Annotated in this window: 14 protein-coding genes; 1 reads left to right on the plus strand and 13 read right to left on the minus strand. The window is 38.4% G+C overall.

From position 1 onward, the window contains the following. Positions 1-182: 182 nt before the first annotated feature. From hpf to HNQ98_RS04575, 3 genes are all read right to left on the minus strand, one after another. Positions 183-725, minus strand: coding sequence for a ribosome hibernation-promoting factor, HPF/YfiA family (hpf, locus tag HNQ98_RS04565; RefSeq protein ID WP_014973749.1), 543 nt, complete (start codon positions 723-725; stop codon positions 183-185). An 82-nt stretch (positions 726-807) separates the two neighbouring features. After that, positions 808-1311, minus strand: coding sequence for a ComF family protein (locus HNQ98_RS04570; protein WP_223824788.1), 504 nt, complete (start codon positions 1309-1311; stop codon positions 808-810). 164 nt (positions 1312-1475) lie between these two features. Then, positions 1476-2753, minus strand: a complete 1278-nt coding sequence (locus HNQ98_RS04575) for an ATP-dependent helicase ComFA (RefSeq protein ID WP_135198017.1) — start codon at positions 2751-2753, stop codon at positions 1476-1478. Between the two features lie 269 nt (positions 2754-3022). Between HNQ98_RS04575 and HNQ98_RS04580 the strand changes: the two genes are divergently transcribed. Then, positions 3023-3658 (plus strand): YigZ family protein, encoded by a 636-nt coding sequence (locus HNQ98_RS04580; protein ID WP_014973746.1) that lies wholly within the window; start codon positions 3023-3025, stop codon positions 3656-3658. 40 nt (positions 3659-3698) lie between these two features. On the opposite strand, the gene HNQ98_RS04585 is transcribed toward HNQ98_RS04580, so the two are convergent. The 10 genes from HNQ98_RS04585 to rpoB all read right to left on the minus strand — a co-directional run bounded on the left by HNQ98_RS04585 (position 3699) and on the right by rpoB (position 19918). After that, on the minus strand, positions 3699-4670 hold the full coding sequence (locus HNQ98_RS04585) for a Ppx/GppA family phosphatase (RefSeq protein WP_014973745.1): 972 nt from the start codon (positions 4668-4670) through the stop codon (positions 3699-3701). After that, positions 4667-6802, minus strand: a complete 2136-nt coding sequence (locus HNQ98_RS04590; RefSeq protein WP_014973744.1) for an RNA degradosome polyphosphate kinase — start codon at positions 6800-6802, stop codon at positions 4667-4669. Before HNQ98_RS04590 ends, HNQ98_RS04585 begins: the two co-directional genes overlap by 4 nt. Then, a complete protein-coding gene (locus tag HNQ98_RS04595; protein ID WP_014973743.1) occupies positions 6802-8286 on the minus strand; it encodes a Ppx/GppA phosphatase family protein in 1485 nt (494 codons plus the stop codon). The genes HNQ98_RS04590 and HNQ98_RS04595 overlap by 1 nt, the downstream gene beginning before the upstream one ends. 55 nt (positions 8287-8341) lie before the next feature. Then, positions 8342-8968 (minus strand): DNA-3-methyladenine glycosylase I, encoded by a 627-nt coding sequence (locus tag HNQ98_RS04600; RefSeq protein ID WP_014973742.1) that lies wholly within the window; start codon positions 8966-8968, stop codon positions 8342-8344. A gap of 66 nt (positions 8969-9034) precedes the next feature. After that, entirely contained in the window at positions 9035-10360 is a 1326-nt protein-coding gene (gene eno / locus HNQ98_RS04605) for a phosphopyruvate hydratase (protein WP_014973741.1), read from the minus strand. 95 nt (positions 10361-10455) lie between these two features. Further along, entirely contained in the window at positions 10456-11010 is a 555-nt protein-coding gene (locus HNQ98_RS04610) for a sigma factor (RefSeq protein ID WP_014973740.1), read from the minus strand. Positions 11011-11079: 69 nt separating this feature from the next. Further along, complete coding sequence (gene rlmB, locus HNQ98_RS04615) at positions 11080-11841, minus strand: 23S rRNA (guanosine(2251)-2'-O)-methyltransferase RlmB (protein ID WP_014973739.1); 762 nt, start codon at positions 11839-11841, stop codon at positions 11080-11082. Next, positions 11838-12245: a Mini-ribonuclease 3 gene (locus HNQ98_RS04620; protein ID WP_014973738.1), complete on the minus strand. Its 408-nt coding sequence runs from the start codon at positions 12243-12245 to the stop codon at positions 11838-11840. Before HNQ98_RS04620 ends, rlmB begins: the two co-directional genes overlap by 4 nt. Before the next feature lie 247 nt (positions 12246-12492). After that, on the minus strand, positions 12493-16155 hold the full coding sequence (gene rpoC, locus HNQ98_RS04625) for a DNA-directed RNA polymerase subunit beta' (protein WP_014973737.1): 3663 nt from the start codon (positions 16153-16155) through the stop codon (positions 12493-12495). A 148-nt stretch (positions 16156-16303) separates the two neighbouring features. Next, positions 16304-19918: a DNA-directed RNA polymerase subunit beta gene (gene rpoB / locus HNQ98_RS04630; RefSeq protein ID WP_014973736.1), complete on the minus strand. Its 3615-nt coding sequence runs from the start codon at positions 19916-19918 to the stop codon at positions 16304-16306. Positions 19919-19931: the final 13 nt, after the last annotated feature.

Consider the following 19931-nt stretch of genomic DNA (forward strand, 5'->3'; position numbering starts at 1 on the left):
AACCTCTTCTATCTAATATAAATAGCATAACGATAAAAAAAGCATTTTTGGGCGACTTTATAAAGTTTTATGACTTTTTATGACAACTTATGTCTTCTAGGACAAGTATCGTCGCTGAACCTTTAAAATATTTGAATAATAAAAAAGCTAAACCCTTGTTTAGCTTTAGTTTAATATTAAAATTATTCAGTCTCTAACAGACCATATTTACCATCTGCACGCTTATAAATAACTGAATCTGTATTGGATTCTGCATCTTTGAAAATAAAGAAATTATGTTCCAACAAATCCATTTGTAACGCTGCTTCTTCTGGTGACATAGGTTTTAAATCAACTTGCTTCCTACGTACAATTTGTAAGCTATCATCATCAACATCTGTTGCTGGAATTTCATCATTGGAATCAATACCCTTAAAGCCAGTTTCACGTGACTTACGGTTAATCTTAGTCTTGTACTTACGAATTTGACGTTCCAATTTTTCAGATACAGCATCAATAGCTGTATACAAATCTGGATTAGTATCTTCAGCACGCAATACAACGTAAGGCAGTACAATTGTAACTTCAGCCTTACCGGAGTTATTTGATTGATACGTACGCAAATTTATATTAGCATTTGCTGTTTCTTCAATATAGCGGTTTAACTTAGTTAAACGCTTTTCGACATATTCACGAAGTGAATCAGTTACCGCGATGTTTTCGCCACGTACATTAAAATCTAACATAATAATTCCTCCAATTAAGTTACTACACTAATTATACCATATGTGTAAGCGTTTTCTGTAAAAATAAACATTTTTTCATAATTTAACGTGCTAACGATAGACTTTTCACATTTTTCGCACCTAAATCGTACAATAAGTCTGCTGCATGATACAATGTGTTCCCTGTTGTATAGACATCATCTACAAGCAACACTCTTTTGTTGTGTAGTGGTAATGATTTGCTCACTGTAAATGGTTGTGTCCGCATCATGCGACCTTTCCTATTAAATTGTGACTGGTGACTTTTATTTTTAGCTTTGACTTTTAGTAAGTCACTCAACGTCACACCTTCAAATAGACCAACTGTCTGATTAAATCCTCGTGTCATCATGGTGTACTCACTAATGGGAATAACTACAACTAGATCTATAGCCATATTATTCACGTACTGGATTAATTCATGATTAAATATCTGACGCAAACTGTAATCACCATTAAATTTGTATCGTTGCATAAAATCACGCATTGCATCATTATACTGATATAACGAAGTATGTTGTAATAAGATTTTACCTTGTTTTTCCCAGCGTTGACAATCAAAACACAATGACTCATTATTCTGCTGACGACCACAACCTGAACAAGCACAACTAATAGACACAAATTCCGATTGACAAGCCTGACACAGCTTGTTTGGTTGCCATCTTATCATACCAAACGTTTGCAATAACGACGGTGTTTGTTTAATGAACGTCTGACATAGTTGGCATATCATTTTCGTCCTCCTAATTTCTTACCTCGATGATTCATTTGTTTAATTTGCCTTTGAGCAGCTACCACATTTAAGCTAATATGTTGCACGTAAGCTCGTACCAATCCCGTTGGCCGATCATTTTTACGCCCAACGCGTCCGGCAATTTGAACTAAAGCATTTTCACTAAAAGTCGTATCATCAGCGCCTAAAATTAACACATCAATGCCTGGAAAAGTGACACCTCGTTCCAAAATCGTTGTGGTGACAAGATATTGCAACTGATAATCTCGCATAGCTTGCACTTTTTCTTGTCGTCTACTATCTGCCGCATGAACATAGTCGCCTTTTAAATGTGGCACATGCTTGTTAATCTGATCATACACTTTTTTTAAATCAGCTACTTTCGGCACAAATATTAAAAAACGTTGTTCTGTACGTTGAAAATGAGTCAGTTGTTTGACCAACTGCTTCGGTATCTTTCGTCGCCAATTACCAACTAATGTTGTTTTTATTACCGGTAACAAATGTTGATGATACCTCAACGGTAAGTAAGATGTTTTTAATGAACCTCTCCGAACACGTTTTTGTAATTGTTTTGTAGGTGTCGCTGTTAGAAAAATCAACGTTCCAGTAGCCTTTTTAGCTTGTTGCACCGCATAAGATAACATTTTATCGCCTGCGTAAGGAAAGCTATCAACTTCATCAACAATTAACAAATCAAAAGCAGATTTAAAACGTAACATCTGATGTGTTGTTGCTAAAACCAAAGGTGTATAGCGATAGTCTTGTGTTTGTTCTCCGTGTAACACGACCATATCAGTTTTTGAAAAGGCAGCCTGTAATCGTGGCGCTAATTCGATAATCACGTCGACCCTAGGTGAAACAATCCCAACACGATATCGTTGCGTCAACGCTTTGTGTATCACCGGAAACAACATTTCAGTCTTTCCTGCACCCGTAACTGCCCAAACTAAATGTTCATTTTTTTCTTTTAATGTCGCGATAAGTTCATTACTAACTTCTTGTTGTTTCGCAGTTAGTTTTCCTGACCAACTTAAAATATCGTGACCATCAAAGAGATTCGGCTCTGGCAAAGATAACAAAACATCACGCGAACTAACGCGTCCTAAAGCTAAACAAGCACGGCAATAAAAATGATAGTTTGGTAGTTTTTCAATATCAGTTTGCCCGCAGCGTTGACAAATGTGATTATTAAACGTCGCCGCTACTGATACATAAGCTGGCACATTTTTTATTTTTGGTTGTACAAGTTGCCTGCCGTAATATTCTTCCATATCATATTCTACGTTAATGATAAGAATTGTTCACAAATCACAACTATGAAAAAAATATTCTTTAAAAATACTATTAAATAAGCTATAATTGAATAGTTATGATCTGCTAGTGTAATGGATCGCACGCAAGATTCCGGTTCTTGAAATCCGGGTTCGACTCCCGGGTAGATCATATAAAAAGCTGTCACGCTAACGCTTGACAGCTTTTTTGTATGCTTTAGACAAATGATCAACTCACTTTCTGAAACTAATACGGTATAATAACCTATATGAATCAATACTTAACTATTGCACCACAAAATTATACATGGGAACAAAACATTAAAAAGTCCCGTTTCATACTTAATGTTGCCCGAATAACTTCAGAAGAAGATGCACGCCTTTTTATTGAGCGTATTAATAAAGCGCATTATAAAGCTAACCATAATGTTTTTGCCTATATGCTAGGTGACAATGATCAAATCCAACGGTACAGTGATAACGGAGAACCGAGTGGCACAGCAGGTGTTCCCATGTTAGAAGTTTTACAGAAAAACCATTTACATGATGTAGTTGCTATTGTCACACGTTACTTTGGCGGTATTAAATTAGGTGCTGGTGGTCTCATTCGTGCCTACTCTGGAACGACTGCTGACGGTCTAAAATCTGCTGGATTCGTCGAACGTCTAACTCGTTTAAAAGTTACCATTACAGCACCGTATCGGCATTCTGAAACACTAAATTACTGGCTTGAAACAAACAATTATCCAATCATTGAAACACAATACGACACCATGGTCCATTCAGTTGTTGCTGTTTCGGAAGATGACTTGTCACAATTTAAAACCACCTTAACTAATCACTTCTCTGGTTCTTTAACCTTCATGGTTGGTGAGACAATCTTCTTTGAAATACCTGTCAGTTGAAAATAAAAAAGCTAGACAATTAACATACTGTCTAGCTTTTTTAATCTATCGTCATAGCTGCAGGTTCTGGTGCCACGACATCATGACCGGTCTCTTGTTTAATGGTCTCAAATAAAATACCTTCACGCAGACCAGCTTGTGAAAAGATCACCTGTTGACCACCTAATAATATTAGTAATTCAATCAAGGGCAATAATCCACCAACAATAATGTCGCCACGTTCCTTGGCTAACCCGCCAATTTTTTTACGTGCCTCTAAGTTTTTACTTAATATATTTTGATAGATTTGCGTTGCATCTTGTTTGCTGAGCCGATAACCATGAATTGGTAAATCTAACACTTTGTTTTGGCGGCGAGAAATTTTTGCTAATGTACGGTTACTGCCACCAAGTGCAACTACTGGTATATGAGCAACTTGCCTCAACCAAGACACATTATCAAGCATTTGTCGCAATGCAATTGTTGCTTTAAATAAAGCAGCCGCACTAACGACATCTTTCTCTAAAAATGACTCACTGATCGTGACAGCACCTACCGGTAAACTAACTTCGTGAACCGCTTGACGATTACGCACCAAAATTAATTCAGCAGAGGCACCACCCGTATCTAAAATTAAAGCATCCACAATATCTAGTGTGTTAATAATACCAACATAATCGTAGTGCGCTTCCTGCTCACCTGTTAATACCTCTAATGGCATTGCCATTATTTCTTCAAATGCTGTTAAAAATTCACTTTGATTAGTTGCTTGACGTACTGCAGCGGTAGCTACAGCACGGACGGTGATTTTTTCTTTTGCATAACTACCAAGCGCCTTTTTAAATTCTTTTAAAGCGTTTAAAGTTCGCTCTATTGCCTCTGGTTGAAGAATTTTATCATCCCCCATATCCTTTGATAAACGAACCATTTCTTGATATCGTTCCAATACTTCGTAATGACCATCTTGATGAAACTGACTAATTGTCATTCGAACAGAATTTGATCCTAAATCAATTACTGCTAATATTGTCATGCTTCACCTCCTAAAAATGGATTATTAATTGGTTCAAATTTTCGCTGTGCCTGTGCTGATTTTTCTTGACGTTTCACGTCGGCTTGTACACTCAATGATTCGGCAATAAATATTTCTTGTGCGTTCATTGTTGATAAACCACGGCGATCGATTTTTTCAAAATGACCATCAGACTGCAAAACACGTGTTTTAACATTATCTTGCCACATTGTTTGAAAAATTGATAACACACGCTGGCGTAACGCTGTGTCTTTAAGTGGGAAAAGTAACTCAACACGACGGTCCAAATTACGTGTCATTAGGTCTGCTGACGATAAATAAACTTCGGGGTTATCATCATTATTAAAACTATAAATGCGACTGTGTTCCAAAAAGCGACCAACAATTGAATGCACAGTAATTGTGTCACTAACACCTGGAATATTTACTTTCAACATTGTAATCCCACGAACAAGTAACTCGATTGGCACACCCGCTTGACTAGCTTTATATAAATGACGAATCATTTGTTCATCGGATAACGAATTAAATTTCATCTTGATGCCTGCTGATTTACCAGCATTAGCATTGGCAATTTCCCCATCAATTTTGTCATAGATAAACTCTCGAATACCATTAGGCGACATATGCAATTGATGAAAATACTCTTGATCAGAATAACCAGTTAATATATTGAAAATTGAAGAGACGTCCATCCCTAATTCACTATCCCGAGTTAATAGTCCCAAATCAGTATAAAAATTAGCTGTCACATCATTATAATTACCAGTGGCAAGGTGCACATAACGAACAATAGCATCATCCTCTCGTCGTACGACTAACGCCATTTTAGCATGGACTTTTAACCCGCGTAAACCATATACGACGTGCACACCTTTTTGCTCCAATTCACGCGCCCAATGAACGTTATTTTCTTCATCAAATCGCGCCTTGATTTCCACTAAAACAGTTACTTGCTTACCACGCTGGGCAGCGTCCGCTAAAGCACGGATAATTGGAGAATTACCAGACACACGATATAACACCATTTTAATTGCCAAGACATCATCGTCACATGCAGCAGTTTGAATAAATGTCACTACCGGTTTAAACGTGTCATAGGGGTGATGCAATAAGTAATCTTGCTGTTTAATACTAACAAACATATTATCCGGAGATAATTCAGAACTTTCATAGCCCTTAAACTTTGAAAACTCCAAATACGGTGCATCAATTAATTTTAACCATGCACTTAAAAATGTTAAATCAATGGCGCCGTTTACTTCATAAACACGTTCATCAGAAACATCCAGTGCTTTTATGATTTTTGACATTAACGTTTTGCTCGTATTGGTATTAACAATGACACGAATAACACGACCACGCTCACGTTCTTGTAACTTACTTTGTACTTCCTGTAAGATGTTTGGTGTATCTTCATCATCAGCCACATCTAGCTCCATATCACGTAAAATATGAAAGACTGTCGTTTCCTTAATATCATAACCTGGGAAAACAGCATCTAAAAAGATCTGCACCACTTCTTCAACAAGAATCACTTGGTTTTTTTCAGGTAAGGCAATGACCCTACCTGAAGTTGTTGGTACTTGTAACACTGCAGTATATTTTTCTGATTTGTCAGTTTCATGTTTCAAACGTACACCAATATTAAGGGTATCATTTGCCAAAAATGGGAATGGTCGTGTACTATCAATTGCCATTGGTGTCAAAATGGGTAACAATTCTTCCTCAAAAAACCGTTTTAAAAATGCATATTGACTATCTGCCAAATTATCAGCGTGTTTCAACTCAAAACCTTGCTTTTTTAACGCAGGAATAATACTACGATTTAAAACTTGATACTGATTTTTTATTTGTTCTCTAGCAGCGGCAGATATCATACTCAGTTGATCATTTGGTAATAAGCCTGATGCATCTGGGTTATTATGACCAACCAAAACTTGTTGTTGGAGACTAGCAACGCGAACCATAAACCACTCATCCATATTTTTTTGTGTAATAGCTAAAAATTTTGCGCGTTCTAGTAGCGGATTTTGAGTGTCTCTAGCTTCTTCTAACACGCGATCATTGAAAGCCAACCAACTCAACTCACGATTCACATAATACTTAGGTTGTTTCAGTTCATTTGTCATCACGCATTGCTCCTTTTCTCTTGTCTTTTTAGTACAATGGGTAAGCCAAACACTGCTTCAAAAAAATATGCTTTTTGAGAAAAAATATAAATTTCCAATTGTAAATCCAATGCTGTATGCCCGATAACCGTAATATGATCATTTTGAATCGATACTGTTAGTTTTTCTATCTTTTGCAGACGACTATCATCCAAGGCATCAGCCAATCGCAATAACGATGCCATTTTAGCAATACGAATACGTTGCTTTGGTGAAAATTCTTGAATGGCTCGTAACGCATTGTCTGGTGTTTCAGCACTATGATATCGTGCGATGGCCGCAATCATATGTTGTTCGGTCGTGGATAGCCCATGAAAATCAATCCCTTCCAAAATTTCTTCTGAATATTGGTAATGACGTTGAGAATTGATAAAACTACCAACATCATGGGTCAAGGCTGCTACGCCCAATAGCAATCGATCACGCGTATCCAAACGATGAATCTTTTTTAAACGGTCAAATAAACGCCAAGCATATTCTAAAACAATCTCACGATGCTTTTCTTCGACCATATATCGATCCGCAATGCCTCGTGCAGCTGTAATAATATCCTCTTGCGCTGTAGTATCTTTAGTAACTAAGCCATCTATAACCGTCAAATCACTAATCTGTATATATTCTGACCCAATGTGTGACATAATTTCTAAGACCAAGACGGCTTCCATATAAATCATCCAAATATCTTTAGTGTCCAAATCATACTTATCTGAAATTTCTTGATCATTCATATAATTAAAATCAGTCACTAGAACTTGGAGATTTTTTTTATCGACGACCGTTGTTTTTTTAGCATCATTAAACACAGTATTTAACATGCTTGTGCCAAGAACAACCAAAGTTTCAACCTGTTTGAAAGGTGGCAGCATGTGCCAAAAATCATCTAATTTACTATTGATAAATTCTGAAGCAAAAGTTAATAATTGCGTAATACCTGAAGTCATTTCAAGTATAGATTGCGTTAAACGTACGGGTCCGATTGATGCATGTTGAGAAAACTTAAATTGTTGTTGTTCAAAATATGACAAATCAATTCGTGTCGAGCTAACACCTAAAACAAATGTATTCGCTTTATTTAAAAATTTTTGATTATGAACGCGTAAAGCTAGTTGGCGGTAATAATTTTCCTGATTGGCATTCAACCAGCGTAAATCTAGCCCAGTAACATTTTCAACTTGATCAACAAAATAAACCGCATTAGGCATTTTAGAAAGACTTTCACTACCAAACAGGCGGACATCTTTAACGCCATAATCACGTAATAATTGTTGAAAACGTTGTAATTGTGCTAATGCGCGTTGCATGACCTCAGTAGAAAATTTGGATAATTCAAAATCATTATCACTATATTCACGCCTTACGGATTCAATCTTATGGCCGCCATGATCAACAATCTGTAATTCAGCAACACCCGAATTCAACAAAATGATTCCTTCTAATTTTGCCATAAATACATCCCCTCTTTATCATATTCTATTTAACAGTCAATACTTGTCCTTCTTGTCAGTTTAATGCATCATTATCTGGGTTAAAATCACAGTGTTGCTCATGGTCGTTGATCACACCCATAGCTTGTAAAAAAGAATATATTGTCACTGGACCTGTAAACTTAAAGCCTCGTTGTTTCATATCTTTAGCGACTTTTTTTGAATGATCATCTTGTGCTAATACATCACTAGCATGCTGGACGTGGTGATTAATGACACGATTATCTGTAAATGACCACAGATACTGCGAAAAGCTACCAAATGTTTGCTGAACACGTTTTATAGCCTGCGCATTATTAATCGTTGCGGCAATCTTTAAACTATTGCGAATAATGCGTGTATCTTGTTTCAACCTGATAATATCATCATCCATCATTTGAGTAACTTGGTCAATATCAAATTTATAAAACACAGCATTTAAGCCTGATCGTTTTTTTAGTGAAATTTCCCAACTTAAACCTGCTTGAAAAATTTCTAATGTTAATAATTCAAATAATTTGACATCATCATGAACTGGGAACCCCCACTCCGTATCATGATAAATAATCATCATATCTGAAGTATGAGTTGAACTTACCCACTCACAGCGTCTTAATGTACGGTCAACTCCTGTTGCGTTATTCTCAGAAACAATACTGTCCATGGCTATACTTCCTTATTTTATGTACTAAAAAATCACCTCTAATTAGGAGATGATTTTTAAATGATATTACTTACTTTGAATTGATTCACGTGCAGCAGCTGACAAGTTGTAGAATGAATGAATTCCCTTATACTTGGCAGTTGTATCCAACAATTCTTCAATACGAATCAATTGGTTGTACTTTGCAATACGATCAGTACGTGACAATGAACCCGTCTTAATTTGACCAGCATTTGTAGCAACAACCAAATCAGAAATTGTTGTATCTTCTGTTTCACCTGAACGGTGTGACACGATAGCAGTGTAACCAGCTTCTTTAGCCATTTCAATAGCTTCGAAAGTTTCTGTCAAAGTACCAATTTGGTTTACCTTGATCAAAATTGAGTTAGCAGCGCCCATGTTGATACCCTTTTCAAGGTACTGTGTGTTAGTAACAAAGAAGTCATCACCAACCAATTGAACTTTCTTTCCCAATTCAGCAGTGATTGTAGCCCAATCTTCCCACTCGTTTTCATCGATAGGATCTTCGATTGAAATAATTGGGTAACGGTCTGCCAAATCTTCAAGATATTTGATAAATTCAGGCGTTGTGAATTCATCACCTGTTGACCAACGCAACTTATATGTCTTTGAGGCAGCATCATACAATTCTGATGAAGCAACATCGACAGCAATAGCGATATCTTGACCTGGCTTATAACCTGCAGATTCGATAGCGCGAATCAAATACTTCAAAGGTTCTTCGTTATCAGCGAAATCAGGTGCAAATCCACCTTCATCACCAACTGATGTCGCCTTACCATCAGCTTCTAACAACTTCTTCAAAGCATGGAAAGTTTCTGCACCGTAACGAATTGCTTCTTTAACTGTTGGCGCACCAACAGGCATAATCATGAATTCTTGGAAATCAACCTTGTTAGCTGAGTGAGCACCACCATTGATAACGTTCATCATAGGTGTTGGCAATACGTATGAATTTGCACCACCCAAGTATGAGAACAAAGGCACACCTAATTCATCAGCAGCTGCGCGAGCAGCAGCAATTGATACAGCCAAAATAGCATTTGCGCCTAACTTACCTTTGTTTTCTGTACCGTCGAGTTCGATCATAGCTTGATCGATTGCACGTTGGTCAGTTACATCGAACTTACCAACCAAAGCCTTAGCGATAGCATCGTTAACATTGGCAACAGCCTTTGTTGTCCCCTTACCGCCGAAACGTGACTTGTCACCATCACGCAATTCAACAGCTTCATGTTCGCCAGTTGAAGCACCAGAAGGTACCATACCGCGACCGAAACCACCCAATTCTGTGATGACTTCAGCTTCAAGTGTAGGGTTTCCACGTGAGTCAAGGACTTCGCGTGCGATAATATCAGTAATTAAAGACATATGTCTAATTCTCCTTTGGTTTATGGTTTTATACCATGTATATTATATCACAGAGTGGTAAGCGAAACACAATTTGTCGACTAAAAAAATGATTATCATGTGGTTATTGCTGATTGCATTGCTTTTTTAAAACGATATTGCATTTGTTCAAAACGCCGTGAGGTTATCACTGGTTGTGTATCACTAACACCCAAAAGTTGTAAAACAACTTCTCTAAACTCTGGTGAATTCGCAATCTGTGTTGTTTTAAGCATATCACGTAAAACATAAATATGCTCTGGGTTATAAGTATCTGTTCCACTATTAAATAAATTACCAGTCTCATCGTTAGCTTCCGACACCATACTTTTTTCAAAATTTGCTTTTGCAGTGTAATATGACCGGACTAAATCAATTGCGTGGTTGGACAATGCAGTAATAAAGTAAGTCGAAAATTTGGCTCGCGGTGTTACTGTATCAAATTTATCAACACATTTCGTTAATACTGTCAACGCATCTGAGTACCAATCATCTGCAGTCATTCGACTACTAACTTTTCGTCGATGCACATCAAAAATTGCTCCGCGTAAATGGTGAACTAAGACATTATAAGCAATGTCATGTCCATTTTGTGCAGCACGTACTACTGCAACTAATCTATCTTTTCTCACATTTATTCTCCGTTATAAATATGCTTAGCCATAGTCAAAGTGCAACAAAACTATCACCAAACACTATTCTTATAATGGATGACGTGAACTAAATCCTTGATATATCAACAAACTCGCTGCCACACTAGCATTTAAACTTTGGACATGACCAACCATTGGAATGGTCAACATACCATCAACTTTCTTTTTTAATAAAGGTGACAGGCCCTTACCCTCGTTACCAATGACAAGTGCCGTTGCGCCTTTGGCATCTAACCGTCGATAATCTTCTCCAGCTACATCGGTACCAAAAACCCAAACACCTCGATCCTTCAACTCACTGACTGTGTTTACTAAATTAGTAACACGGACTACCGGTACATGTTCAATTGCACCAGTGGAAATTTTCGCTACTGTTGCGGTCAATTGTACAGCCCGACGTTTTGGAATAATAATACCATGAACACCAGCTGCATCTGCGGTACGTATTATAGATCCTAAATTATGTGGATCTTCAATACCATCCAAAATTAAGAAAAATGGTTCCTCATTATGACGCTTTGCATTATCAAATAGATCGTCGATACTGGCGTATTCAAACGCTGCGACACTTAAAACAACACCTTGATGATTACCACCATCGGTGAGCTCATCAAGTTTCGATTTAGGTGCTTGTTGAATGACCAATCCCTTTTTCTTAGCTAGTTGTGTCACTTCATTCCGTATTTTATCCTGTAGCCCGGTCTGTAACCAGACTTTGTTAATTTCCTGGGTACCCTTTAGTGTTTCAACACTAGCATAGTGACCAAAGACAAATTCTGTTTGGTTGGGTTTATTCTGTTCCTGTTTCATTCACTTGTTCTCCCTGATTCCACCTGATTAAATATCCAAGTCATTAATTCGCTGACACGTTCTTGTTGCTGTGATAGATACAAAAAACCAAACAACGCTTCTACGCCTGTAGATATGCGATATGTAATCACATCCGTATTTTTTGCTTTCGTATGTGATTTTGCATTGCGTCCACGTTTAAAATAAATTAATTCCGTTTCAGTTAATACATCATCTATTCCCATTAATTCAAACAACGCAGCATGAGCTTTAGCCGAAACATAATGCTTGCTTCGCTTTTGTAATTCGTTCACCTTGGTTAATCCTAGTGAAATCAAGTGTTGACGTACTTCGAGTTCGTAGATTGCATCGCCGATATAAGCTAACGATAATCCATTCATTTGTTCGTATTGTAATTTATGCATAGTTCCATTATACGCGAGAATTTGAACGCGTGTATAATTTTCCATACTTGTTCTGCAGAACTATTTTAGTATAAATTAAAAGACCAATTATGCCTATAAATTTGGCATAATTGGTCTTTTTTTGGCATAATTGGTTTCTAAAGTAATAATTTCATATAAAAATGTCAGTTGTGTTTGGTATCAAACACAACTGACATCTCATCATATATTAAACGATAGTTTAATAAAATCTATTTTACTAACATTATTATTCTTCAAATGTTTTAACAACATCATCCAATTTTGGAATATCTGGTGTAGGTTCTGTTTCATTTTCAAGTTGTGAAATAACATCCCCAACTACCTTAGTCTTAATCTTACGATATTCGGCCATACCAGTTCCAGCAGGAATAATCTTACCAATAATAACGTTCTCTTTCAATCCAACTAATGGATCGTTCTTGCCACGAATAGCAGCATCAGTCAAGACACGTGTTGTTTCTTGGAATGACGCAGCTGACAAGAATGAATTTGTTTCCAGAGCCGCCTTTGTAATACCAAGTAATACAGGACGTGCTGTAGCTGGTACAAGACCATCAAACAAAGCTGTTTCATTTGCTCGTTTGAAGTCAGCAATATCCATCAACATACCTGGCAAAAGACTCGTGTCACCTGGATCCATTACGCGAATCTTACGCAACATTTGACGAATCATAACTTCGATATGCTTATCAGACACTTCAATACCTTGCAATCGATAAACCTTTTGTATTTCGGTCAACATATATGATTCAGTTGTCAACGTATCTGTGACAGACAATAGCTCCTTAGGATCAACAGGTCCTTCGTTAATTGCCTCACCACGTTGAATGTCATCACCTTCGGCAAATCTCATACGCGCTACTAATGGTAGAGTATATGTTCGTGTATCTGTTTCACCTTCAATTGTGATAGCCTTCGTACGTTCAGCTGGATTTTCCTCAATTGAAGTAACAGTTCCCGTCACTTCAGAAATTTCAGCACGTCCTTTAGGAATACGTGCTTCAACAATTTCTTGCACACGTGGCAAACCTTGTGTAATATCATTACCACCGGCAACACCACCTGTGTGGAAGTTACGCATGGTCAACTGAGTACCTGGTTCACCAATCGATTGTGCAGCAACTGTTCCAACTGCTTCACCGACTTCAACTTCTTCTCCAGTAGCCAAGTTACGACCATAGTCAAGCACTGAAACACCATGCTCAGTCGTTGAAGTAAAGACAGAACGAATAGTTACCTTCTCGATACCTGCAGCAACAATCTGCTTGGCAATATCTTCATCTATCATTTCGTTACGTGACACAATTTTCTCACCTGTTTCTGGATCAAAAACAGATTTCATTGCATAACGTCCCAAAATACGATCATAAAGTGGTTCAACAACTGATGTACCATCCATAATTGCTTGAACCGGCACACCACGGTCAGCATCATTGTCCCATTCACGAACAATAACATCTTGCGCAACATCAACCAATCGACGAGTCAAGTAACCAGAATTGGCAGTCTTCAAAGCCGTATCGGACATCCCTTTACGAGCACCGTGAGTAGAAATAAACATTTCCATCACTGTCAATCCTTCACGGAAGTTAGCTGTAACTGGCAATTCGATAATCTTACCACCAGGTCCAGCCATCAATCCACGCATACCAGCTAGCTGAACGAAGTTAGAGATGTTTCCTCGAGCACCTGAATCCTGCATCATAAAGATAGGGTTCGTTGGTTCAAAGGATTCAATCAACTTATCTTGAATAATATCCTTAGCTTTAGTCCAAATCTCAGTTACACGTTGATAACGTTCAGTATCTGTAATCAGTCCACGACGGAATTGTTTTGTCACTGTAGCAACTTGCTTATGTGCATCTTCCAAAATAGCAGGCTTTTCAGTTAACTCAGTCACATCGTTCATTGAAACTGTTAGACCTGATTCGGTTGACTTGTCGTAACCCAAATCTTTCATACGGTCAAGTAACAAAGATGTCTCTGTTACCTTATAACGCTTATAAACTTCAGCAATAACGTCTGACAAGAATCCTTTTTTGAATGCGCCAATAATTGGTGCATCTGACAAAAATTCATTAATGTCTTCACCTGGTGCCATGAAGAATTGATCATCAATACCCTTGAAATTTTCTTCTGAAGGTTCATTAATATATGGAAAATCAACCGGTAAAATCTCATTAAAGATCAACTTACCAACTGATGTTACCAATATTTTTTCACGCTGTTCAGAAGTGAATGGCTTTGCTGAAGGGAATGCTGACGTTTGAATGCCGACACGTGTATGATAATGTACGACTTTACTTGCAAAGGCAATTTTAGCTTCTTCAACTGAAGAAAAAATCATTCCTTCACCTTCACGACCAACTTCTTCTGTCGTTAAGTAATAGTTTCCAATAACCATATCCTGTGATGGGGCAACAATTGGTTTACCATCTTTTGGTGCCAAAATATGTCCCGCCGCAAGCATTAACAAACGTGCTTCTGCTTGTGCTTCATCTGACAAAGGTACGTGGATGGCCATCTGATCACCATCGAAATCAGCGTTATAGGCTTCAGTAACCAATGGATGTAGACGCATTGCTTTTCCTGATACAAGAACAGGTTCGAAAGCTTGAATTCCCAAACGGTGAAGCGTAGGTGCACGGTTCAAAAGAACTGGATGTTCTTTGATAACATCTTCCAATACATCCATAACATCTTCATCAGCCTTGTCAATCTTACGCTTAGCAGATTTGACATTTCCAGCTAACTTTCGTGTTGTTAATTCTTTCATGATAAATGGACGGAATAATTCAATTGCCATTGGACGTGGCAATCCCATTTGGTTCATCTTCAAGAAAGGACCAACATCGATAACTGAACGTCCTGAATAATCAACACGCTTACCCAACAAGTTTTGACGGAAGCGACCTTGCTTACCCTTCAACATGTGAGAAAGTGACTTTAGTGGGCGGTTACCAGGACCAGCCACTGGACGACCACGACGACCGTTATCAATCAATGCATCAACAGCTTCTTGCAACATACGCTTTTCATTTTGCACGATAATGCCAGGAGCATTTAAGTCAAGCAAACGCTTTAAACGATTATTACGGTTGATCACACGACGATACAAATCATTTAAATCAGAAGTGGCAAAACGACCACCTTCCAATTGCACCATAGGGCGTAAATCTGGTGGAATAACTGGAACAACGTCCATAACCATCCACTGTGGTTTATTATCTGATTGTAAGAAAGCTTCAATGATATCCAAACGACGTACTGCACGTACACGTTTTTGACCCGTTGCTTCTTGTAATTCACGCTTTAGTTGATCTGCTTCACCAGCCAAATCAACATTGGCTAACAAATCTTTAATCGCTTCAGCACCCATGCCAGCTTTAAAACTAGCACCAAATTCGCGCTTCAATTCACGATATTCACGTTCTGTGAGTAATTGTTTCTTTTCTACAGGCGCGTCACCTGGTTCAATGACAACGTATGAAGCAAAGTAAATAATTTCTTCAAGTGAACGGGGTGACATGTCTAAGACAAGACCCATACGTGATGGAATACCCTTGAAGTACCAAATGTGTGTAACAGGTGCAGCTAATTCGATGTGCCCCATACGTTCACGACGAACTTTTGATGATGTCACTTCAACACCACAACGGTCACAAACAATCCCCTTATAACGGATTCGCTTATACTTACCGCAGGCACATTCATAATCTTTTGTAGGTCCGAAGATGCGTTCATCGAACAAGCCATCTTTTTCTGGCTTAAGTGTTCGATAGTTAATCGTTTCTGGCTTCTTTACTTCACCATAAGACCATGAACGAATCTTATCAGGAGAAGCCAAACCGATTTGCATACTTTCGAACTTATTAACATCGATTGCCATCTATTTGCTGTTACCTTTCATTATTTATTAATATAACGGTTGTATATTTTATCCACTGCACGTCTGCTATAAGCCATTCTCAATCAATCGATTGACAACATCTTATAACAAACGTGCAGTGATTTACACGACACGTTTTATTGTTTCATTACAATTCGTTATTTACTTCAGATTTGTCTTGGGTTTCAACCTTCGAAAATGCTGCAGCAACTTCTTCATCTTCTTTATTTAACAAGTCAGGATTTGTACGTGCTAACTTTTCAAGTGCATCAACAGGTAATATAGAGTCATCTTCGTCCATTTGACGAAGTTCAACTTCACTACCAGCACCATCTAATACTTGCATATCCAATCCAAGTGCTTGTAATTCTTTAACCAACACACGGAAAGATTCTGGTACACCAGGACGTGGAATTGGTTCACCCTTAATAATTGATTCATAAACCTTCACACGACCAGCAACATCATCTGACTTATAAGTCAGAATTTCTTGCAATGTATATGCTGCACCATAAGCTTCAAGTGCCCAAACTTCCATTTCACCGAAACGCTGTCCACCGAATTGTGCTTTACCACCCAAAGGCTGTTGTGTAACAAGTGAGTAAGGTCCGATTGAACGTGCATGAATTTTATCGTCAACCATGTGAGCTAACTTCATATAATGCATGACACCCACACCAACGCGCTTATCAAATGCTTCACCGGTGCGACCATCATAGACAACAGACTTACCATCTTGTGGCAAACCAGCTTCACGCAAAGCTGCTTCAATCTCATCATCAGATGCACCATCAAAGACAGGTGATGCAACATGAATGCCAAGTTTTTTAGCGGCAAAACCTAGGTGTAATTCAAGTACTTGACCAATATTCATACGTGAAGGCACACCCATGGGTGACAACAAGATATCAATTGGTGTACCATCAGGCATATATGGCATATCTTCTTCAGGAACAACAACGGAAACAGTTCCCTTGTTACCATGACGACCAGCCATTTTATCACCAACTTGAATCTTACGCTTTTGTGCAATATAAACACGGACCATCATATTCACGCCTGGTGCAAGTTCATCACCATTTTCAGGTGTATAAATACGAACATTCTGAACTACACCGCCGCCGCCATGAGGTACACGTAGTGACGTATCACGTACTTCACGTGCTTTTTCACCAAAGATAGCATGTAACAAACGTTCTTCAGCTGATAATTCTGTCACACCCTTTGGTGTTACCTTACCAACCAAAATGTCGCCATCATGAACTTCGGCTCCGATGCGGATAATCCCATCAGCATCCAAATCCTTCAACTGATCTTCACCAGTATTAGGAATTTCACGTGTCATTTCTTCCGGTCCAAGTTTTGTATCTCGAGCTTCTGAATCGTATTCTTCTATGTGAATTGACGTATAAACATCTTCACGAACCAAACGTTCATTCAAAACAATGGCATCTTCGAAGTTATAACCCTGCCATGTCATAAAGGCAATTAATGGGTTTTGTCCCAAGGCTAATTCACCTTGTTCCATTGAAGGACCATCTGCCAAAACTTCATCAGCTTCAATATGTTCACCTTCATGAACAATTGGCTTTTGGTTATAGTTTTTACCACCGTTCGAACGACGGAATTTCATCAATTCATATGTATCTAATTGACCATCTTCACGACGAACACGAATTTGATGACCATCAACATATTCAACCATACCGGCTGCACGTGATATCATAGCAACACCCGAATCATGGGCTGCTTTATATTCAATACCAGTACCAACAAGTGGTGCATGTGGATCAAGCAGTGGAACAGCTTGACGTTGCATGTTGGCACCCATTAACGCACGGTTCGAATCATCGTTTTCCAAGAAAGGAATTGCAGCAGTACCAACTGAAACAACCTGCTTTGGCGAAACGTCCATGTAGTCAATACGGTCAATTGGTGTCTCGATGTTTTCTTCACCGAAACGAGCCATAACTGTCTCGTGAACAAAGCTACCATCATCATTTAAGGGTGAGTTAGCTTGTGCAACAATGAAGTTATCTTCCTCATCAGCAGTCAAATAATCAATTTTTTCGGTAACTTTATGCGTTGTCCAATCAACACGTCGGTATGGCGTTTCGATAAAGCCATACTTGTTGATACGACCATATGTTGCCAAGGAGTTAATTAACCCGATGTTTGGACCTTCTGGCGTCTCAATTGGGTCAATACGACCATAATGTGTATAGTGAACATCTCGAACTTCAACGCCGGCACGATCACGCGTAAGACCACCCGGTCCAAGAGCTGACAAACGGCGCTTGTGGTTCATTTCACCCAATGGGTTAGTTTGATCCATGAACTGTGACAATTGTGATGAACCAAAGAATTCCTTAACAGCAGCAACAACTGGACGAATGTTAATTAATTGTTGTGGTGTCACCGTGTTGGCATCTTGAATTGACATACGTTCACGAACAACACGTTCCATACGTGTTAATCCGATACGGAATTGATTTTGTAATAATTCCCCAACAGAACGGATACGACGATTACCTAAATGATCGATATCATCAACGTTACCGATACCTTCTTGTAAGTTCAAGAAGTAGTTCATACCTGCCAAAATATCTGCAGGACGTACTGTACGGTCATCAGCATCAATATGACCATTGCCAATCAATACTAATGTCTTTTCTGGGTTTGCAGGTGATTCAATCTTGATTTTCTGAAGTGTTACAGGTTCTTCAAGAACTGCATCACCAGATGGTGTATATGTTGTTGTCTTGAAATCTTCACGATCCAAGAATGGTGATAGTTTTGACATCACTGTCTTATCTACCAACGTTCCCTTTTCAACAATAACTTCACCTGAATCTGGATCAGCTAATGTTTCAGCTAATGTTTGATTCAATAAGCGTGTCTTTAACGACAACTTTTTGTTAACTTTATAACGACCAACAGATGCCAAATCATAACGTTTTGGATCAAAGAACCTTGCGACTAACAACGCACGTGATGAATCGGCTGTCTTAGGTTCGCCCGGACGCAAACGTTCGTAAACATCCTTTAAAGCCTCTTCGACACGAGAATCAGACATGTCTTTATGCACATCTTTTTCCAAAGTCATGTTCAAAGCATCATATTGATCTGAAAAAATATCAATAATATCTGAATCTGAACCAAAACCAAGTGCACGCACTAATTCAGTCATCAACAACTTACGTGTGCGGTCAATACGTACATTGGCGATACCTTTGGCATCGGTTTCGTATTCTAACCATGCACCACGGTTAGGAATAACCGTAGTACCGTAACGTGGTCGTCCGTTTTTATCATTTTCTTGATTATAATAAATACCAGGGGAACGCACTAACTGTGAAACAATAACACGTTCTGCACCATTAATGATGAAAGTTCCCTGTTCAGTCATCAATGGAAAATCGCCAAAGAATACGTCTTGCGACTTGATTTCACCGGTTTCATGGTTTGTCAAACGCAAAGTTACGTGTAATGGCGCTGAATAGTTGGCATCGTGTTCACGTGCCTCATCAATATTATATTTTGGTTCCATCAATTGATAATCGACATATTCCAAAGACAAAGTCCCTTGAAAGTCATCGATTGGCATGATATCACCAAACATTTCCTTAATACCATCGTCTAAGAACCATTGATATGACGCCGTTTGAATTTCAATCAAATTTGGCACATCAAGAACTTCTTTGATGCTAGCATATGAACGACGGGTACGATGTTTACCATACTTTACTAAATGTCCTGCCACACTTATCACCTCG

Source organism: Leuconostoc carnosum (genome assembly GCF_014207505.1).
GTDB lineage: Bacteria > Bacillota > Bacilli > Lactobacillales > Lactobacillaceae > Leuconostoc > Leuconostoc carnosum.